Consider the following 18,779-nt stretch of genomic DNA (forward strand, 5'->3'; position numbering starts at 1 on the left):
AAATTAGTGGTCCTCCTCGCCAATGCGATGCACGTGGATCAGGTTGGTGGACCCGACAGTACCCGGCGGCGAGCCGGCCACGATGACCACGAGGTCACCCTTCTTGTACCGGCCGATCGAGAGCAACGCGTTGTCCACCTGGTGGATCATCTCGTCGGTCGTGCCCACCGGAGGAACGATGAACGTTTCCACGCCCCACGTCAAGGCGAGCTGACTGCGAATCGCGGCCTGCGGGGTGAAGGCCAGCAGCGGCAGCGGGGTGTGCAGGCGGGCCAGGCGGCGCACCGTGTCACCGGACTGCGTGAAGGCAACCAGCGCTTTGGCATTCAACCGCTCGCCGATGTCGCGGGCGGCGTAGGAGATGACACCGCGCTTGGTCCGCGGCACGTGGGTCAGCGGCGGCACCCGGGTCGAGGACTCGGATTCCACGGCGTGCACGATGCGGGCCATGGTGCGCACGGCCTCGATCGGGTAGTCGCCGACCGAGGTCTCACCGGAGAGCATGACCGCGTCCGCGCCATCGAGCACGGCGTTGGCCACGTCGGAGGCCTCGGCGCGGGTCGGGCGGGAGTTGGTGATCATGGACTCCAGCATCTGGGTGGCCACGATGACCGGCTTGGCGTTCTCGCGCGCCATCTGCACCGCGCGCTTCTGCACCAGCGGCACCTGCTCGAGCGGCAGCTCCACGCCGAGGTCGCCGCGGGCGACCATGATGGCGTCGAAGGCCAGCACGATGGCTTCCAGATTGTCGATGGCTTCGGGCTTTTCGAGCTTGCCGATGACCGGCACCCGGCGGCCCACGCGATCCATGATGTCGTGCACCAGCTCCACATCGGAGGGCGAGCGCACGAAGGACAGCGCGATGAAGTCCACGCCCAGATTCAGGGCGAATTCCAGGTCGTCGATGTCCTTTTCGGACAGCGCGGGCACGGACACGTCCATGCCGGGCAGCGAGACGCCCTTGTTGTTGGAGACGGGGCCGCCCTCGGTGACCCGGCAGATGACGTCGTTGTCCTCGACACGCAGCACGGTCAGCCCGACCTTGCCGTCGTCCACGAGCAGCCGGTCGCCGGGCTTGGCGTCCTTGGCGAGGTGTTTGTAGGTGGTGGAAACCCGGTCGTGAGTTCCTACGATGTCGTCGACGGTGATACGGACTTCCTCGCCGGTGTTCCAGACGGTCTTGCCGTCGCCCTCGAACCGGCCCAGCCGGATCTTCGGGCCCTGCAGGTCGGCGAGGATACCGACAGCGCGGCCGGCAGTGTCGCTGGCAGCACGCACCTTCTTGTAGTTCTCGGCATGATCGGAGTGCTCGCCGTGGCTGAAGTTCAGGCGCGCAACGTCCATGCCACTTTCGACGAGCTCACGAATCCGGTCCTCGGATGACACTGCTGGTCCGAGGGTGCACACAATCTTCGTTCGTCGCATCACGCGTTCAACCCTAGACCTGTGACAACCCTCATGCCGACCCCGGCACACACATATACGGATCTCGTAAGCAGCCGTTCAGCTATCTCACGATCAACGCGCAACGTGCCGGGCCAGGCGGGTTTCCAATCGAGTCTGACCGAAGCCGAGGACCAGGCATATTACCCAGTAGTAGATTGCCGCGACGCCGTAGAGCGCGAAGAAGTCGAAGGTGGGCGCGGCGGCCATTTGCGCGGTGCGCAGCAACTCGGTCACCAGAATGGTGGAAGCGAGCGACGTGTCCTTCACCAAGGAGATGAGGGTGTTGGACAGCGGGGGCACCGCGATGCGGGAGGCCTGCGGCAGGATGACCAGCCGCAGCGCCTGCGCGTAATTCATGCCGACCGAGTAGGACGCCTCCCACTGCCCCTGGGCCACCGAAAGGATCGCGGCCCGAATGATTTCCGCCGCATAGCCGCCGACATTCAGGCTGAACGCGATGATGGCCGCCGGAAACGGCTCCAGCACGATATTGAAGGCGGGCAGGCCGAAGAAGATGATGAACAGCTGCACCAGCAGCGGCGTGCCGCGAATGATCGAGATGTAGAAGCGCGCGGCCGCGTGCAGCGGCCACACGCTCGACATCCGGGCCAGCGCCACGAACAGCGCTATCGCCAGGCCGATCACGAAGCTGATGGCGGTCAGCGGCAGCGTCTTGGTGACCGTGGCCTCCAGCATGGGCCAGAGGTTGTGCCGCACCAGCGCCCAGGTGGCGTCGTCCATCGTCGAATTGCCCTGTGCCGCTTACTTGCTGACGTCGGTGCCGAAGTACTTGTCGGAGATCTTGGCGAGCGTTCCGTCGGCGCGCAGTTCGTCGAGGGCCTTGTTGACCTGATCGGTCAGCGCCTGGGAGTCCTTACGAGCGGCGAAGGCCTGCTTGGAGACCTCACCGGTCTTGCCGACGACCTGGATGGTGCCGGTGCCCTGCTGCTTGGTGTAGGCGTTCACCGCGAGGGTGTCGTTGACGGTGGCGTCGGCGCGGCCGGTCTTGAGCAGCTGCACCGCCTCCACGAAGCCGGGGATGGCCTCGACCTTGCAGCCGGCGCCCTTGGCGGTGTCGGCCCAGTTGGAGGTCTCGGACTGGGCGCAGGTCTTGCCGTTCAGGTCGGCCAGGGCGTGGACGCCGTCATTGCCGGTCTTGGTGACGATGACGCCCTCGGAGACGGTGTAGGGCTGCGAGAGCGAATACTTCTGCTCACGTTCGGGTTTGATGGTGACCTGATTGGCGATGAGATCCACACGCTTGGATTCCAGTGCGGCGAACAGCGAGTCCCAGGGGGCGGTGGTGAATTCCACCTTCTTGCCGATCTTGTCGCCGACGGCCTTGATGACGTCGACGTCGTAGCCGGTGAGGGTGCCGTTGTCCTGGTAGGTGAACGGGGAGTAGTTGCCCTCGGTGCCGACTTTGAGCGTGTTCGCATCGTCCTTGCTCGAGCTGCATGCGACGAGCCCTGCGGCGGCGACAACGGCGAGCATGACGGCGGCGAGCTTACGGCGCACGACGGGGACCTCTCCTCGGGCGTGGGTGACCACGCGACAAACAACCGACAAAGGGTACGCCCCGGACCGACCGGGCGGCACGGCTGTGTCTATTTTGCCCTCCGCTTCGCTCCGGGCAGTCCGCTCCTCCGCTTCGCTCCCCCGCTCCAAGGCGGAGGTCTATTCCAGCCGCGGTCCAGAACGAGACGCGCCGCGAACCTCCCGGTGATGTCAGTCGCGCAGCGGACGTCCCTGCAGATCGGGGACCTTGCCGGTGAGCATGAGAATGCCGTCGATCAGCGACCAGATCCCGCAGCCGCCGCAGGTGATCAGCTGCAGCACGCCGATCGTGGTGTAGCCCAGATAGAACCGGCCGACACCGAAGTGCCCGATGAAGATCTGCAGCAGGCCCGCGGTGAGCTTGCTCTTGTCCGAGAACGGAACTCCGAATTGGTCGCGGCCGAACGGGGCTTCCGGGTCACCGCCGTAGGGCCCGGCCGGGCCCGGGATCGGATACGGCATCGGCTGTCCGTACGGCTGACCCGGCTGGCCATAGGGCTGCTGGCCCGGGTAGGGCTGCTGACCGTAGGGCTGCCCGTACTGTGGGCCGGTGCCGGGCACGCCGTACTGCGGCCCGTCCTGCATCGGCGGCTTGTCGAATGGGTCGGTCACTCACGTCCTCCTGATCGCGGTCAGGAGCCATTCTTGCCGGATTCGACCGACTTCGCCTGGTCGACCGCGGTGGACTCCGTCTCCTCCGGCTCGGAATCGCCGGTTTCGGAAGAGATATCGCGCTCGGTCTCGGATTCGTTGCCGGCGCCCGGGGATTCCGATCCGGTGTCACCTGTGGATTCCTCGGCGGTCGGCTCGTCGACCTCGGTGACGGCCGCCTTCGAATCCCCTGCCGCCGAGCCTGTTCCGGCCGCCGCACCCGCCGCCCCGAACGCCCGCAGCGCACCGAACTGCCACGGCCACGGCCGTTCCACGCCGGCGCGCAGCTGGTCGGCGGTCTCACGGCCCTTGGTGGCGAACAGGAAATAGGCCACGGCGCAGACGAATACGATCGCCGAGGTGAAGGAGTTGATGCGGATGCCCGCGATGTGGGTGGCCTCGTCGTCGCGCAGCAGCTCCACGAAGAAGCGGCCGAAGCAGTAGATCGCCACGTAGAGCGCGAACAGGCGGCCGTGGCCGATGCGGAACTTGCGATCCAGGTAGAGCAGCACGGCCACGCCGAGCAGGTTCCAGATCAGCTCGTAGAGGAAGGTCGGCTGCACGATCTTCTCCGCCGGGCCCGCGGCGGTGCCGTTCATCATGTCCAGCTGGCCGCTGTGGTCGTAGCGAAGGAAGATCTCCAGCCCCCACGGCACCTTGGTCTCACGGCCGTAGAGCTCCTGGTTGAAGTAGTTGCCCAGCCGGCCGATGGCCTGGGCCAGCAGGATGCCCGGAGCGATGGCGTCGCCGAAGGCGGGCAACGGAATCCGGTACACCCGGCAGCCGATCCAGGCGCCGATGCCGCCGAGCAGCACCGCGCCCCAGATGCCGAGGCCGCCCTCCCAGATCTTGAGCGCGTTGATGGGGTGACCGCCGGCGCCGAAGTACTTCTGCCAGTCGGTGGCCACGTGGTAGAGCCGCCCGCCGATCAGGCCGAACGGCACCGCGAACATGGCCACGTCGAGCACCATGCCGGTCTGGCCGCCCCGCGCCACCCAGCGCTTCTCACCCAGCCAGATGGCCGCGATGATGCCGAGGATGATGCAGATGGCGTACGCCCGCAGCGGGAACGGCCCGATGTTCCAGACCCCGCGCGGCGGGCTGGGAATGTAGGCCAGGACATCGGCGCCGGTGCTCTCGGCAAGGGCTCGTAAGGTCACGAGTCCCCACCGTAGCCCAATAGGCCTGCGGCGTGCTGTCACAGGTCGGCGCGCGCCGTGGAATTCGCCGCCATGGGTCGCACCGGCACCCGGTAACGCAACGGATATACGAAGCGGCGCGCATTCCCGCACCCCCGGATGAAGCACAAGGGTGCGTACCGAATTCGGTACGCACCCTTGGGTATTGCCTTGGTTACGAGGAAACCGCCGCCGAGCGGACGCCCTGCGCCAGCTCCGCCGTCAGCGTCCGGACCGCGTCCAGACCCTGCGCCGCCGCGGTCACCAGGGCCGAGCCCACGATGACACCGTCGGCGTAGGAGGCGATTTCGGCCGCCTGCGCACCACTGCGCACACCCAGGCCCACGCCGATCGGAATATCGGAGTGGCTGCGCACCCGCGCGCACAGGGCCGGGGCCATGGAGGACACCGCGTCGCGCGCACCGGTCACACCCATGGTCGAGGCCGCGTACACGAAACCCTTGCTGGCTTCGAGGGTCTTGACCAGGCGCTCCTCGGTGGACGACGGCGCGACCAGGAAGATGCGATCCAGGTTGTGGGTCGAGGACGCCACGAACCAGTCGTCGGCCTCCTCCGGAATCAGGTTGGGCGTGATCAGGCCGAGGCCGCCCGCCGCCGCCAGATCGCGGGAGAAGCTGTCGACGCCGTACTTGAGCACCGGGTTCCAGTAGGTCATGACGACGGCCTTGCCGCCCGCCTGGGAGATGGCCTCCACGACCTTGAACACGTCGCGCACCCGGACGCCGCCGGCGAGCGCCTGCTCGGCGGCATGCTGGATGGTCGGGCCGTCCATCACCGGATCGGAGTAGGCGACGCCGACTTCGATGATGTCGCAACCGGACTCGACCATGGCCTTGCACACGTCGATGGAACCCTGCAGGTCCGGGTAGCCGGCGGGCAGGTAGCCGATGAGCGCGGCGCGGTTCTCCTCGCGGGCGGTTGCGAAGGTGTTCGCGAGGCGGGACTGCTGGCTCACTGCTTCTCCCCTGCGTTCTCGTCGGCCTTGTCGAACAGCCCGAACCACTGGGCGGCGGTGTCCATGTCCTTGTCACCGCGACCGGACAGGTTCACCACGATGATCGCGCCCTCGCCGAGCTCCTTGCCGAGTTTCACCGCGCCCGCGACCGCGTGCGCGGACTCGATGGCCGGAATGATGCCCTCGGCACGGCTCAGCAGCAGCAGCGCGTCCATGGCCTCGGTATCGGTGATCGGGTAGTACTCCGCCCGGCCGATGTCCTTGAGGTAGGCGTGCTCGGGGCCGACGCCCGGATAGTCCAGACCGGCCGAAATCGAATGGGATTCGATGGTCTGGCCGTCTTCGTCCTGGAGCAGGTAGGAGTACGCGCCCTGGAACGCACCCGGGGTGCCACCGGTGAAAGTCGCTGCGTGACGGCCGGTTTCGACACCGTCGCCCGCGGCCTCGTAGCCGATCAGGCGCACGCCCGGATCGTCGATGAAGGCGTGGAAGATGCCGATGGCATTGGAACCGCCACCGACACAGGCGGTTACGGCGTCGGGCAGGCGGCCGGTCAGGGCCTGCACCTGTTGGCGCGCCTCCAGGCCGATGATGCGCTGGAAGTCGCGCACCATGAGCGGGAACGGGTGCGGGCCCGCGGCGGTGCCGAAGCAGTAGTAGGTCTGCTCGGCATTGGTGACCCAGTCGCGCAGCGCCTCGTTGATGGCGTCCTTGAGGGTCTGCGAACCCGTTGTCACACTGATGACTTCGGCGCCGAGCAGCCGCATGCGAGCCACGTTCAGCTGCTGGCGCACGGTGTCGACCGCGCCCATGTAGATGACGCACTCGATACCGAGCAGCGCGCACGCGGTGGCGGTGGCGACGCCGTGCTGGCCCGCGCCGGTCTCGGCGATGACGCGGGTCTTGTTCATGCGCTTGGCCAGCAGCACCTGACCCAGCACATTGTTGATTTTGTGAGAACCGGTGTGGTTCAGGTCTTCCCGCTTCAGCACGATGCGCGCGCCGCCGGCGTGCTGCGCCAGGTTCCTGCACTCGAACACCGGCGACGGGCGCCCGGTGTAGTCACGCTGCAGGCGATCCAGCTCGTCGAGGAAGTTGGGATCGACCCGGGCCTTGTCGTATTCGGCGGTGACCTCTTCGATCACGGCCATCAGCGCCTCGGGCACGTGCCGCCCGCCGTACACGCCGAAGTGCCCGCCCAGATCGGGTTCGTGGCTCTTGTGCGTGATGCCGTCACTGGCCTGCGGGAGGCCGAGAACGTTCTTGCCGGAGGCCATTTCGGAAGAAACTCCGTGAGTTTGCGTCATCGGCTCTTTCACCGTCCCCGGCGAACCGGCTTCGGGCATGAGGGGTGGGTTCCGGCGGTCACCAGCTCGGCCACCGCGGCGCGCGGGTCGCCGCTGGTCACCAGGCCCTCGCCGACGAGCACGGCGTCCGCGCCCGCCCCGGCGTAGGCCAGCAGGTCGGCGGTGCCGCGAATGCCGGACTCGGCCACCCGGATCACTTCACTGGGCAGGCCGGGGGCGATGCGCGCGAACACATCCCGATCCACCTCGAGGGTCTTGAGATTGCGGGCGTTCACGCCGATCACGCTGGCGCCGGCCTCGAGGGCGCGGTCGGCCTCCTCCTCGGTGTGCACCTCGACGAGCGCGGTCATGCCGAGCGATTCGGTGCGGTCGATGAGCGCGGACAGCACGTCCTGTTCCAGGGCGGCCACGATCAGCAGGATCGCGTCCGCGCCGTGGGCACGGGCCTCGTGGATCTGGTACGGGCCGACGATGAAGTCCTTGCGCAGGATCGGAATGTCCACCGCCGCGCGAACCGCGTCGAGATCCGCGAGGGAACCGCCGAATCGGCGCTGCTCGGTCAGCACGCTGATGATGCGCGCGCCGCCGTCCTCGTAGGCCCGGGCCAGGTCGGCGGGGTTCGGGATGTCCGCGATCGCCCCCTTGGAGGGGCTGGCCCGCTTCACCTCGGCGATCACTCCGATCCCCTCCGCGTGCAGGGCGGCCTTGGCGTCACGCGGGGACTTGGCCTGCGCGGCGGCTGCCTTCACCGCCTGGAAATCCAGAAGGGCTTCCCGAGCGGCCACATCCGCGCGGACCCCGTCGAGAATCGAGTCGAGTACCGTCATCTGGCTCGAATCCTTTCTGGGGAGACGGACTTGCTGCCTGAGAATCCCCCCAGGCGCTGTCTCACCGATGCTGATAAAGAGTAAATGGCTATGTTCCCGTGCTTGACAGCGGGGCGGGTACCGGCGACGCTGCCGGTCCCTCACCCAGCTCAGGGGCGGTTGTCGCGCGCTGCCCCGTTACCCGGATCATCGTCCGCGGCAGGGTGATTGGTTTCATCGTCGGTCGGGTCGACGCCCTCGTCGAGGGCATCCCACAGCACGCGACCCGACAACTGTTTGTCGGCGCGGGCCGGGGTCCCGGATTCGTGGTCCTGGACCCGGGCCTGATGTGCGGCAACCTGCTCGGCGGCCGACAGCTTCCGCGCCGCCGGACTGTCGTACTTGCCGGACATCCGCGTGGTCCCGGACGACTGCCGGACCAGGAGCAGACCGGCCACGAACGCGGCCACCGCTCCGGCCAGGGACACCACGGCCGGCAGCGTCGAGGTCGTCACCGCGCCCGCATGGTCACCCCCGTGCAGTTCGGCCAGTCGCGTGGCGCGATCGGCGGTCCCCTTGTGCATGAGCAGGGCGTACGCGGGCACCGCGGACACCGCGGCCAGGACCGCGACCACCACGCCGACGCCGCGCCGCCACCAACCATGGGTGGCGAACACCGCGGCGATGGTGGCCAGGAAGACCAGCGCCAGCGGCGTCAAGGCCCCGAACCAGACACCGCCGTTGAGATCTCGATGGCGCGGCAGGCCGTAGTCGCTGGTGATCTCGAGCCGGGCCCACGTCATGCGGGACGACCCCCAGAGCAGCGCCGCCGCGACCGCCAGCAGCGCCACCGCGGCGATCGGCCGCGACCGCTTGCGCGCCCGCGCGGCATCCGTGTCGGCTTCCGCCGCAGCGGCATTCGCCTCGGCCTCGGCCAGGTCCGCCGCCCGCGCGCGTTCGGCAGTGCGCGCGGCATCGGTCTCGGCGTGTGGATCGGCGCCGGCGGCACCGGATTTCCCGGTAGCTGCCCCGGCGGGCTTCGAATCGGATTGCGCCGCTCCGTTTTCCCGCTCCGCGCTGCTTTCGGGTGTTGCGCTGCCTTCGGGTGTCGCTTTCGGTGCCGGACCCCTGTCCGGGTCCTGATCGCTCATTGATCCGCGCCGTTCGGGCGGTAGGCGCGCACGGTCTCGGCGGCGGCGATGGCCTTGAGGACGGCCATGGCCTTGTTGCGGGATTCGACGTCCTCGTAATCCGCGTCGGAGTCGGCGACGATGCCGGCGCCGGCCTGGACAAACGCGGTGCCGCCCTTGAGCAGGGCGGTGCGGATGGCGATCGCGGTGTCGGCGTCACCGGCGAAGTCCAGGTAGCCGACCACGCCCGCGTAGACACCGCGGCGGGTGGGCTCGAGCTCCTCGATCAACTCCATGGCGCGGACCTTGGGCGCACCGGAGAGGGTGCCCGCGGGGAAGCAGGCCTGGACCGCGTCGAGGGCGATCTTGCCGGCGCGCAGGCGGCCGGAGACCGTGGAGACCAGGTGCATGACGTGCGAGTAGCGCTCGACGTGGCGGTACTCGGTGACGCGCACGGTACCGGGCTCGCAGACGCGACCCAGATCGTTGCGGCCCAGATCGACGAGCATGAGGTGCTCGGCGTTCTCCTTCTCGTCGGCGAGCAGGCCCTTCTCGAGCAGCAGGTCGTCCTCCTCGGTGACACCACGCCAGCGGGTGCCCGCGATCGGGTGGGTGGTGGCCGTGCCGTCCTTCACCGTCACCAGCGATTCGGGGCTGGAGCCGACGATGGAGAACGCGGTGCCGCCCGAGCCGTCCGGGATGTGCATGAGGTACATGTACGGGCTCGGGTTCGAGGCCCGCAGCATGCGGTAGAGATCCAGCGGGGTGCCGTTGTAGTCCATCTCGAAGCGCTGCGAGAGCACCACCTGGAACGCCTCGCCGGCCTCGATCTCCTTGACCAGCCGGCGCACGCCCGCGCCGAATTCCTCCGAGGTGCGCTGCCGGCGGTAGTTCGGCTCGGGGCGGTCGAACACCGAGACGGTGGAGTCGGCGGGGGCGGCCAGGGCCTCGGTCATGCGGTCCAGGCGGGCCATCGCGTCGTCGTAGGCCGCGTCCACGTGCTCGTCGGTGCCGTTCCAGTTGACGGCATTGGCGATGAGGGTGATCGCACCCTCGTGGTGGTCGAAGGCGGCCAGATCGGTGGCCAGCATCAGGACCATCTCGGGGACCTGCAGGTCATCGGTGGCGATGCTGGGCAGGCGTTCGAGGCGGCGCACGGTGTCGTAGCCCAGGTAGCCGACCAGGCCGCCGGTCAGCGGCGGTAGTCCGGGCAGCCGCTCGGTGCGCAGCACCTGCAGCGACTCGCGCAGCGCGGCGAGCGGATCGCCGCCCACCGGTGCGTCGGCGGGAGTCTGGCCGAGCCAGGCCGCCGCGCCGTCGATCACGGTCAGCGCGCTGGGACTGCCCGCGCCGATGAACGACCATCGCGACCAGGAGCGGCCGGTCTCCGCCGATTCCAGCAGGAAGGTGCCGGGCCGGTCCGCGGCCAGTTTGCGGTAGGTCGAGAGCGGAGTCTCGGAGTCCGCCAACACCTTTCGGACCACCGGGACCACCCGGTGGTCGGCCGCGAGCGCCCGGAACTGCTCCCGGGAGGTGGTGGTATCGATAGCCGCGTTCAGAGGCAAACCATGCGCGCCGTGCATTCACCCATCATTCCAGGCCCGCTCGGAGCGATCTAAATCGCGCTCCCCGCCCAGCCGAGCGGGCGGCTGCGGCGAATACCTGAAGCGGTCGTCACTGCACTCGCGGCGGTCTCCACACGCGGTGGATCGTCACTGCTCCGGCAGCAAGATGGAGAGGTCGCACGCGGTTATCCCCATTTTCGAGAGGAGTTCAACACAGATGTACCCCTCGCACCCGATGGCACCGGAGGGCCCACGCCACACCGGTCAGCAGATGGCTCCGGGCGTGCTTCCCGGCCAGCCGCCGTGGATGACGCAAGTGAACCCCGGCGGGAAGCACTCCGCCATCGCCTCGTTCGTCACATATGCGAAGGCCCTCGAAGCACTGGATCGGCGCAGCTTCCCGGACGAGTACGCCGAGTACGCCGACCGCATCCGGGAGCTCGAGCCGTTCCTGCGCGCCCACGGGATCCTGGACGTCATGGATATCAAGAACCCGGAGATCGCCGCCCTGATCGGCGTGTGAGGTAGGACCGGCACCCAGTGTCGGGGCGGTTGGGGCTCCGGGGCCCGTCCTCCAGCCCCGGGCAGACGACCGGTGGGGGCCGGTCACGAGGCGCCAAGCCCGAAGCCCAGCAAAGGGTTTCATCCGGGTCTCCGATAGCTCGTGCACGATGAATCAGGGGTAGGGTGCGGGTATGAAGGTTGGTCAGCTCGCACCCAATTTCGAACTTCCGGACCAGTCGGGGACCGTGCGGTCGCTCGAGTCGCTGCTCGTGGACGGGCCGGTGGTGTTGTTCTTCTATCCCGCCGCGAACACGCCGGTGTGCACGGCCGAGGCGTGCCACTTCCGGGATCTGGCAACGGAATTCAAGGCCGCCGGGGCGACCTGCGTGGGGATCAGCGCGGATTCCGTCGAGGTGCAGTCCGGGTTCGCGGAGAAGCAGGGCCTGAGCTATCCGGTGCTGTCCGATCCCGGAGCCAAGGTGGCCGCCGAGTTCGGCGTGAAGCGCGGCCTGCTGGGCGCGCTGGTGCCGGTGAAGCGGACGACCTTCGTCATCGATCCGGACCGGACCGTCGCCAAGGTCATCAACAGCGAGATGCGCGCGAACGTGCACGCCGACGAGGCGTTGAAGTTCCTGCGCGAGCGCTGAGCCGGTTCCCACGTGAGCGCTCAGTCGGTTCCCGCGCGAGCGCTGAGCCCCCACCGCGTCGCTCCTGTGCGCGCCGAGAATTCGGACATACGCTGAGCGCATGACTACGCCCAGCACCGACCAGGAGCGAAAGCCTTCAACGTTCGTCACGTGGCGCAATCGCATCATTGGCGGAGTGGCGGCCGCTGTCGTTTTGTGGCTGGTGTATCTGATGCTGGCCGCATTCATTCCACGGTGGTGGGCGCAGCGCATCGGCGAATGGGTGAGCGGGAGTTTCGCCAAGGGCATCTGGTACGGCCTGATAATGGGCGCGGTATGTACAGCTGTGCCACTTTTCCTGTTCCTGGCCGCAGGACTCAGCTGGCGTAAACGGGGCGGCATGTTTATCGCGGGCGGCGCGGCGGTTCTCGCGATCGTCATCGCCATCCCGAATTTGATGACGCTGACCATCGTGTGGGGCAACTCGAATGCCGCACACGCCGGTGAGCGCATTCTCGATGTCGACGGGCCGGGATTCCGCGGCGCCGTGCTGGCGGGTGCGATCGTGGCCGCGCTGCTGTTCCTGCTGGTGTCATTTCTCTTGCTGCGCAAGCGATTCCGCCGGTACCGCGCCGAACGCCGGCAGGCCGAACCGGAAAAGCCCCGCGTAGAGCCCGAAACTCCGACGCCGCCTCCCGAACTCGACGCGAACTGAATCCACTCGCGACACGCGTGATCGATGTCACGTCATCCGGCAACACCGTGACTGACGAGCGAAATCGTGGCAAACTTTAACGTGCGAGTGACTCGTTCGATGCTGTTTCGCAGGCTCTCCCGGGCCGGCACAACACGTCACTTGGCTGCTACGAGAGGGCGCGCACGGTGACCAAGTGGTTGAATCCCATGGAACAGCGAGCTTGGCGTACCCTTGTCGCGCTCACCACCAGACTTCCCGCCGCATTGGATACCCAGCTACAACGCGAGTCCGGGATTACCCATTTCGAATACTTCGTGATGACTCTGCTCTCCGAAGAACCAGGTCACCGGTTGCAACTGAGTGACCTTGCGCAAAAAGCAAACGCATCGCTATCACGACTCTCGCACGTGGTCTCCAAACTCGAACGGCTGGGCTGGGCCGAGCGCGTCACCATTACCGGTCGCCGCGGCGCGCAGGCGGTGCTGACCGATGCCGGATTTCAGAAGATCACCGAGGCCGCGCCCGGGTATCTGGAGTGCGTGCGCGGCCTGGTGTTCGACGGGCTGGACGCCGAGCAGACCAAGCAGCTGCTGGAACTGGGCGAGACGCTGGTGGCACAGCTGGAGAAGGGCATGGCCCGCGGGCTCGGCCGCTCGGGGCGGCCGATCTCGTATCTGGACGTGGATCCGAACGAATCGGGCTGACACGGGAGGCTGTCCACCGACGCTGCGAGCTTGCTCGCCCAGGCCGGAAAACCGTTGCCGCTCAGTCCTCGTCGGTGAGCAGCCGGTTGCCCTGGGACAGCAGCACGTCGGTGTCGAAGCAGGTGTGGGTGCCCGTGTGGCAGGCCGCGCCCTCCTGATCGACGACCAGCAGCACGGTGTCGCCGTCGCAGTCCAGCCGCACCTCGTGCACGTACTGGGTGTGGCCGGAGGTCTCGCCCTTGACCCAGTACTGCTGGCGCGAGCGCGAATAGTAGGTGCCCTTGCGGGTTTCCAGGGTGCGGGCCAGCGCCTCGTCGTCCATCCACGCCATCATGAGCACGTCGCCGGTGCTCTTCTCCTGTGCGATGGCGGCGAACAGCCCGTCGGAGTTGCGCTTGAGGCGGCGTGCGATCGCGGGATCCAGGGTGCTCATCGGACGGTGATTCCTTCCGCGCGCATGGCGTCCTTGACCTGGCCGATGGTGAGGTCGCCGAAGTGGAAGACACTGGCGGCCAGCACCGCGTCCGCGCCGGACTGCACGGCGGGCGCGAAGTCGGCGACCTTGCCCGCGCCACCGGAGGCGATGACCGGCACCGAGACCGCGGCGCGCACCGCGCGGATCATCGGCAGGTCGAAGCCCGCCTTGGTGCCGTCGGCGTCCATGGAGTTGAGCAGGATCTCGCCGACGCCCAGTTCGGCTCCGCGCACGGCCCATTCGACGGCGTCGATGCCGGTGCCGCGCTTGCCGCCGTGGGTGGTGACCTCCCAGCCGGACGGGGTCGCGGGCCGGCCCTCGGGCACGGTGCGGGCGTCGACCGACAGCACGATGCACTGGGAGCCGAAGCGCTCCGACATTTCGCGCAGCACCTCGGGGCGGGCGATGGCGGCGGTGTTCACCGACACCTTGTCCGCGCCCGCGCGCAGCAGCCGGTCCACGTCCTCGACGGTGCGCACGCCGCCGCCGACGGTGAGCGGGATGAAGATCTGCTCGGCGGTGCGGGTGACCACGTCGATCATGGTGCCGCGGTCGCCGGTGGAGGCGGTGACGTCGAGGAAGGTCAGCTCGTCGGCGCCCTGGGCATCGTAGGTGGCCGCGAGTTCCACGGGATCGCCGGCGTCCCTGAGGTTTTCGAAGTTGACGCCCTTGACCACGCGCCCGGCGTCCACGTCCAGGCACGGAATCACGCGTACGGCCACCGTCATTTCATGACCTCTGTCTTCAGCATTGCTCTGCCTCTCCTCGGACCCGGTCGGCGGTATCCGCGATCAGGTCCAGTAGTTCCTCGTGCACGCCAGGGGCGGCGGCCAGCACCGAACCGGACTCGACGGTCCAGTCCCGGCCCAGCAGGTCGGTGACCACGCCCCCGGCGGCCCGGACCAGGGCCACGCCCGCAGCGTTGTCCCACGGATGATGTCCGAACACCACGGCCCCGCCCAGAATTCCCGAGGCGGTGTAGGCCAGGTCGATGCCGGTGGAGCCGTACATGCGCTGGCGGCCGGACAGCCGGCTCAGCGCTCCCAGCAGATTGAAGCGGAAGATGCCCGGAATCCGGCCCGCCCCATCGATATTGAAGCTGCCGAAGCCGAGCATCGCGGTGGCGAGCTTGGCCGGGGCCAGGCGCGGCAGCGGGTTGCCGTTCAGCAGCAACGGGCCGTCCGCGACCGCCGCGTAGCGCTGACCCAGGATCGGCAGCCAGGTCAGGCCGATGACCGGGACGCCATCACACACCAGCGCCAGCAGCATGCCGCACATCGGGCTGCCCGCCGAATAGTTGAAGGTGCCGTCGATGGGGTCCAGCACCCAGGCGGTGCCGGAGGTCAGCTGCGGACCACCGAATTCCTCACCGTGCACCGGGATTCCGGTGCGTTCGCCCAGCTGCTGCGAGATGGTGCGCTCGAGCTCCAGGTCGAGTTCGGTGGCGAAGTCGTTGCGCCCCTTCTCGACCGCGCTCGGCGCCCCGATGCCCTCGACGAAACGCGGTGCGGCGGAGTCGAGAACGCCACTGGCGATGCCGAGCAGTTCGGCGAGTTCGGCGGCCACGGCGCTAGCGAACCGCGGCCAAGGCTTCGGGCAGGGTGAACCGGCCCGCGTACAGGGCCTTGCCGATGATCGCGCCCTCGACGCCCTCGTCCACCAGCGTCGCGATGGCGCGCAGGTCGTCGAGCTGGGAGATGCCGCCCGACGCGATGACCGGGGCCTCGCAGGCATTGGCGACCTGGCTCAGCAGGTCCAGGTTCGGCCCGGTCAGCGTGCCGTCCTTGGAGACGTCGGTCACCACGTACCGTGAGCACCCGTCCCGCTCGAGGCGCTCGAGCACCTCCCACAGATCGCCGCCGTCGGTCACCCAGCCGCGGCCGCGCAGCCGCCACTCGCCGTCGATCAGCTTCACATCCATGCCGACGGCGATCTTGTCGCCGTACTCGCCGATGGCCCGGGCACACCACTCCGGATTCTCGATCGCCGCGGTGCCCAGGTTGACGCGCGCGCAGCCGGTGGCCAGCGCGGCCCTCAACGATTCGTCGTCCCGAATCCCGCCCGACAGCTCGACCTTCACATCGAGTTCGCCGATCACCTCGGCCAGCAGTTCGCGGTTGGAGCCCTTGCCGAACGCGGCGTCCAGGTCGACCAGATGCACCCACTCGGCCCCGGCGTGCTGCCAGGCCAGCGCGGCGTCGCGCGGCGAACCGTAGCTGGTTTCGCTGCCCGCCTCCCCCTGAACCAGGCGCACAGCCTCACCATTGGCGACATCGACGGCAGGTAGCAGCACAAGACTCACGCGGTAAGCCTAGTGGTTGCCCGCCGTCACACCGACCGCAGGGTGAACCGTGTCAGCCGCCCACCGCACTGCGGGAACGATTTCGGGGGCGGGGGCGCACGGGCGGTGTCACGCTGTGGGGAAACAGGGGTCGATCGAAGGGAGCTCGTTGTGCGGAAGGTGGGGCTGGTCGTGCGGAAGGTGGGGATCGGGCTGGCGGCGCTGGTGCTGGTCGGCGTGGCGACCGGATGTAGCGACAGCGGGGGGTCGGGGGCGCGGCCAAGCCCGACGGCGAGCAGCGCGGCGCAGGCCGGGGAGCCGACCGCGGTGACCACCACGCGCACACCCGCGGATACCACGGCGGCGACGGGAGCGCAGCCGTGCAAGCCCGAGTCGGGGGTGATTCGAAGTGCCGCCGCCACATTGGATCCGGTGGAGGTGGTGCGGGGAACGCCGTGGAAGTGGGCGTTGCCCGCGGTGGGTGCGCGGACGACGGTCAATGACATCTGCTCGACCCTGTCGGCGTACTTGATCACGATCGAGGGGGCGACGGCCGGCTCACCCATGCAGGTGTTGCTGTTCCATCGCGGGAGCTACCTCGGCACGGCGGACCCCAGGTGGAATTCGTTCATCTCCCCGGATCCGAACCACACCACCGACGACACCGTGGGGCTGCGGTACAAGATCCCCGGCAGCTGTAATGCCTGCCCGGACGCAACCTTCTACTGCGTCCAATTCCATTGGGACGGAAGCAAGGTGCAGATGGCCGGGAGGCCGCCGGAGGTGTCGGGGACGACCGTGACGCCCGGGTCGACCAGGTGCTGAGGCGGGGATCAGCCGTCCCGGGTGTGGGATTCGAGGACGCGGTTCAGCGTCAGGACGAAGTTGGCGCGTTCAGCGGCGGTGAAGCCCGGGAGTAGTTCTCGCTGGGCCACTTCCAGGCGTTCGTCGAGGTCGGCCAGGTGGGCCCGCCCGGCGGACGTGAGGGTGAGGGTGTTGCGGCGGCGGTCGGTGGGGTCCGGGGTGCGGCGGAGGAGGCCGCGGTCGGCCAGGTCGTTGACCGCGGCGACCACGTCGCTGCGGTCGATGCCGGTGCGGCGGCCCGCCTCGGCCTGGCTGAGGGAGCCGTGTTCGTCGAGGGTGGCGAGCAGGGCGTAATGGTAGCGGCGGGAACCCGTGGGCTCCAGGGCTTTCTCGGTGCAGCGGTTGGCGATGATCGCGACCTGGCCGATGAGGCGGGTGGGAAGAGCGCGCAGCCGGCCGGAGGCGCCTTCGGGCGCGGTGTCCATGAGGGGAATCTACCAACACTTGTTGGAGGCACCCACGATCGGTTACATTGGTTTCACCAACGTTGGAGTCACCAACAATATCGTCGAAAGACCGTAGCCATGAACACGATCGACACCACCACCCGGCAATTCCAGGATCTGGCCGACAAATTCGAGATCACCGAGCTCGTACACCGCCTCGGCCGCGCCCTCGACGAGGGCGACTGGGACGAGCTCGCCGCCCTCTACACCGCCGACGCCACCGCCCGCACGCCCGGCGGCCTGGCCACCGGCCGCACCGCGCTGGTCACCCAGGCCAGTCGAAACCACTCCCCCGACAGGCGAATCCAGCATGTCGTCAACGGCATCCTCATCGACCTGACCGGCGACACCGCCAAGATCCGAGCCAACCTCCTGGTCGTCTTCGCCTGGGGACCCGCCCAGGACCCCACCCTCGGCTCCCAACCTCGCCTCACCCTCGGCGAGGTCTATCGCTTCGACGCCATCCGCACCCCCGACGGCTGGCAATTCTCGAGCGTCGCCTCCACCCCCGTCTGGTCAGTCGGCGCCCGCCCGACACCGTCCGCGGCCTAGAGCATCCGGTTCACGGCCAGGGAACGCGCTGCTCGGCTGTCAGGACACCGAGGGCACCCACGCCGTCCAAGGGACGTGCCGCAACCGGTGTGATCGCGTCGCCGAGCCGCGCAGTGGTCAATGGAGGTCGAGGTCTCCGGCTTCGGGAGCGAGTGACCAGTCGAGCGCAAGGTCGGCGACGGCTTCCCAGCCGTCCTCGCCGCAGGTGTAGTGGCTGCGTCCGGGGAACAGCTTGTAGGCCGAGATCGCCTGGGAGTTCTTGACGTTCCGGTCATAGTTCTCTCGCTGGACGACCGGGGGCAGGATGTGGTCGTTGCCGCCGGAGATGAACAGTAGCGGGGCGCGGTCGTCATTGGCGAAGTTGTAGGTGGTCGTCGCGTTCGGGGTGAAATTCGCGAAACCGCCCTGGAACAGGATGCGGCCGGAGACCGGAACGGCGTAGCGGTCGTAGACGGCCTTGGAATCCTCGTCGCTCAGATTGTTGGTGAAGGCGTAGTGGAAGTCCTTCTCGGTGATCGGCACCGCGCGGTTCTTGTTGGCCGGATTGTGCAGCACCGGGAAGGTGGCCTTGATCTCGCTGAACGGAAGCGCCCAAACGCCTTTCACGGCCGCGCCGTCGATGGATACCCCGGCCGCGCCGTAGCCGGCATCGAGGAGAAGTTGCACGAAAGCGCCACCGAACGAATGCCCCATGATGATCGGCTTCGCGTCGAGCCCTTCGATGACTTCGGCGAGATGGTCGAAGACCTCGCGCACCCCCAGGTCCGCCAGCGGCGAGGGATCGCGGCGGAGCGCTTCGACACCGGCTTCGCCCGGCTCGATTCCCGGATAGCCGGGAGTGATCACCTTCATGCCGCGCTTCTCGTAGTGGGTGACCCAGTGCTCCCACGACAGCGGTGTCATCCAGAGGCCGTGAACGAGGACGACCGTGTCTGCTGCTCGATTCTCCATCTACCCATCCGATTGTCTTCGGGTCAGCGGCCGCGTCCGCGGCTCGCCGAGGCGTCCGGAAGC

General features: G+C 68.1%; 23 protein-coding genes. 6 read left to right on the forward strand and 17 right to left on the reverse strand.

Features of this window, described 5'->3' with window-relative positions; all coding sequences use genetic code 11:
- Positions 1-3: 3 nt before the first annotated feature.
- From pyk to ACQP1O_RS30510, 10 genes are all read right to left on the reverse strand, one after another.
- Positions 4-1,428 carry a pyruvate kinase gene (gene pyk / locus ACQP1O_RS30465; RefSeq protein ID WP_364619557.1) on the reverse strand — a complete coding sequence of 475 codons (1,425 nt, stop codon included), beginning with the start codon at positions 1,426-1,428 and terminating at the stop codon, positions 4-6.
- Positions 1,429-1,518: 90 nt separating this feature from the next.
- Positions 1,519-2,187, reverse strand: coding sequence for an amino acid ABC transporter permease (locus ACQP1O_RS30470; protein WP_354846064.1), 669 nt, complete (start codon positions 2,185-2,187; stop codon positions 1,519-1,521).
- Positions 2,188-2,208: 21 nt separating this feature from the next.
- Positions 2,209-2,964 carry a transporter substrate-binding domain-containing protein gene (locus tag ACQP1O_RS30475; protein ID WP_379389796.1) on the reverse strand — a complete coding sequence of 252 codons (756 nt, stop codon included), beginning with the start codon at positions 2,962-2,964 and terminating at the stop codon, positions 2,209-2,211.
- Between the two features lie 210 nt (positions 2,965-3,174).
- Positions 3,175-3,615 carry an NINE protein gene (locus tag ACQP1O_RS30480; RefSeq protein WP_433561852.1) on the reverse strand — a complete coding sequence of 147 codons (441 nt, stop codon included), beginning with the start codon at positions 3,613-3,615 and terminating at the stop codon, positions 3,175-3,177.
- Between the two features lie 20 nt (positions 3,616-3,635).
- Positions 3,636-4,814: a prolipoprotein diacylglyceryl transferase gene (gene lgt, locus ACQP1O_RS30485; protein ID WP_433561853.1), complete on the reverse strand. Its 1,179-nt coding sequence runs from the start codon at positions 4,812-4,814 to the stop codon at positions 3,636-3,638.
- A 193-nt stretch (positions 4,815-5,007) separates the two neighbouring features.
- The gene (gene trpA, locus ACQP1O_RS30490; RefSeq protein WP_433561854.1) at positions 5,008-5,808 is read right to left on the reverse strand and encodes a tryptophan synthase subunit alpha; all 801 of its coding nucleotides are present in this window, start codon (positions 5,806-5,808) and stop codon (positions 5,008-5,010) included.
- Complete coding sequence (gene trpB / locus ACQP1O_RS30495) at positions 5,805-7,115, reverse strand: tryptophan synthase subunit beta (RefSeq protein ID WP_433561855.1); 1,311 nt, start codon at positions 7,113-7,115, stop codon at positions 5,805-5,807. Before trpB ends, trpA begins: the two co-directional genes overlap by 4 nt.
- Positions 7,116-7,123: 8 nt before the next feature.
- Positions 7,124-7,942 (reverse strand): indole-3-glycerol phosphate synthase TrpC, encoded by an 819-nt coding sequence (gene trpC / locus ACQP1O_RS30500; RefSeq protein ID WP_433561856.1) that lies wholly within the window; start codon positions 7,940-7,942, stop codon positions 7,124-7,126.
- 149 nt (positions 7,943-8,091) lie between these two features.
- The gene (locus ACQP1O_RS30505; RefSeq protein ID WP_433561857.1) at positions 8,092-9,072 is read right to left on the reverse strand and encodes a TIGR02234 family membrane protein; all 981 of its coding nucleotides are present in this window, start codon (positions 9,070-9,072) and stop codon (positions 8,092-8,094) included.
- Positions 9,069-10,634 carry an anthranilate synthase component I gene (locus ACQP1O_RS30510; protein ID WP_433561858.1) on the reverse strand — a complete coding sequence of 522 codons (1,566 nt, stop codon included), beginning with the start codon at positions 10,632-10,634 and terminating at the stop codon, positions 9,069-9,071. The genes ACQP1O_RS30505 and ACQP1O_RS30510 overlap by 4 nt, the downstream gene beginning before the upstream one ends.
- A 199-nt stretch (positions 10,635-10,833) precedes the next feature.
- On the opposite strand from ACQP1O_RS30510, the gene ACQP1O_RS30515 reads away from it, so the two are divergent.
- From ACQP1O_RS30515 to ACQP1O_RS30530, 4 genes are all read left to right on the forward strand, one after another.
- Positions 10,834-11,139 (forward strand): hypothetical protein, encoded by a 306-nt coding sequence (locus tag ACQP1O_RS30515; protein ID WP_433561859.1) that lies wholly within the window; start codon positions 10,834-10,836, stop codon positions 11,137-11,139.
- Positions 11,140-11,311: 172 nt separating this feature from the next.
- A complete protein-coding gene (locus tag ACQP1O_RS30520; RefSeq protein ID WP_357003011.1) occupies positions 11,312-11,767 on the forward strand; it encodes a peroxiredoxin in 456 nt (151 codons plus the stop codon).
- Positions 11,768-11,867: 100 nt separating this feature from the next.
- Positions 11,868-12,461 (forward strand): permease, encoded by a 594-nt coding sequence (locus ACQP1O_RS30525; protein WP_433561860.1) that lies wholly within the window; start codon positions 11,868-11,870, stop codon positions 12,459-12,461.
- Between the two features lie 188 nt (positions 12,462-12,649).
- Positions 12,650-13,147: a MarR family winged helix-turn-helix transcriptional regulator gene (locus tag ACQP1O_RS30530; protein ID WP_433561861.1), complete on the forward strand. Its 498-nt coding sequence runs from the start codon at positions 12,650-12,652 to the stop codon at positions 13,145-13,147.
- Between the two features lie 61 nt (positions 13,148-13,208).
- Here ACQP1O_RS30530 and hisI read toward each other — a convergent pair whose 3' ends face one another.
- The 5 genes from hisI to ACQP1O_RS30555 are packed head-to-tail and all read right to left on the reverse strand — an operon-like array spanning position 13,209 to position 16,469.
- Complete coding sequence (gene hisI / locus ACQP1O_RS30535; protein ID WP_433561862.1) at positions 13,209-13,580, reverse strand: phosphoribosyl-AMP cyclohydrolase; 372 nt, start codon at positions 13,578-13,580, stop codon at positions 13,209-13,211.
- The gene (gene hisF, locus ACQP1O_RS30540; protein WP_433561863.1) at positions 13,577-14,350 is read right to left on the reverse strand and encodes an imidazole glycerol phosphate synthase subunit HisF; all 774 of its coding nucleotides are present in this window, start codon (positions 14,348-14,350) and stop codon (positions 13,577-13,579) included. The genes hisI and hisF overlap by 4 nt, the downstream gene beginning before the upstream one ends.
- A gap of 16 nt (positions 14,351-14,366) precedes the next feature.
- Positions 14,367-15,188: an inositol monophosphatase family protein gene (locus ACQP1O_RS30545; protein ID WP_433561864.1), complete on the reverse strand. Its 822-nt coding sequence runs from the start codon at positions 15,186-15,188 to the stop codon at positions 14,367-14,369.
- A gap of 4 nt (positions 15,189-15,192) precedes the next feature.
- The gene (gene priA / locus ACQP1O_RS30550; RefSeq protein WP_433561865.1) at positions 15,193-15,924 is read right to left on the reverse strand and encodes a bifunctional 1-(5-phosphoribosyl)-5-((5-phosphoribosylamino)methylideneamino)imidazole-4-carboxamide isomerase/phosphoribosylanthranilate isomerase PriA; all 732 of its coding nucleotides are present in this window, start codon (positions 15,922-15,924) and stop codon (positions 15,193-15,195) included.
- 26 nt (positions 15,925-15,950) lie between these two features.
- Positions 15,951-16,469, reverse strand: a complete 519-nt coding sequence (locus ACQP1O_RS30555) for a hypothetical protein (protein WP_433568023.1) — start codon at positions 16,467-16,469, stop codon at positions 15,951-15,953.
- Between ACQP1O_RS30555 and ACQP1O_RS30560 the strand changes: the two genes are divergently transcribed.
- On the forward strand, positions 16,381-16,728 hold the full coding sequence (locus ACQP1O_RS30560; protein ID WP_433561866.1) for an LppP/LprE family lipoprotein: 348 nt from the start codon (positions 16,381-16,383) through the stop codon (positions 16,726-16,728). The genes ACQP1O_RS30555 and ACQP1O_RS30560 overlap by 89 nt on opposite strands.
- An 8-nt stretch (positions 16,729-16,736) precedes the next feature.
- On the opposite strand, the gene ACQP1O_RS30565 is transcribed toward ACQP1O_RS30560, so the two are convergent.
- Complete coding sequence (locus ACQP1O_RS30565; RefSeq protein WP_433561867.1) at positions 16,737-17,192, reverse strand: MarR family winged helix-turn-helix transcriptional regulator; 456 nt, start codon at positions 17,190-17,192, stop codon at positions 16,737-16,739.
- A 99-nt stretch (positions 17,193-17,291) separates the two neighbouring features.
- Here ACQP1O_RS30565 and ACQP1O_RS30570 point away from each other — a divergent pair, with 99 nt between their 5' ends.
- Positions 17,292-17,765 (forward strand): nuclear transport factor 2 family protein, encoded by a 474-nt coding sequence (locus ACQP1O_RS30570; protein WP_433561868.1) that lies wholly within the window; start codon positions 17,292-17,294, stop codon positions 17,763-17,765.
- A 117-nt stretch (positions 17,766-17,882) separates the two neighbouring features.
- Here the strand turns inward: ACQP1O_RS30570 and ACQP1O_RS30575 are convergent, their stop codons facing one another.
- Positions 17,883-18,716: an alpha/beta hydrolase gene (locus tag ACQP1O_RS30575; protein WP_433561869.1), complete on the reverse strand. Its 834-nt coding sequence runs from the start codon at positions 18,714-18,716 to the stop codon at positions 17,883-17,885.
- Between the last annotated feature and the right edge of the window lie 63 nt (positions 18,717-18,779).

The organism is Nocardia sp. CA-151230, from assembly GCF_050942175.1.
Lineage (GTDB): Bacteria > Actinomycetota > Actinomycetes > Mycobacteriales > Mycobacteriaceae > Nocardia.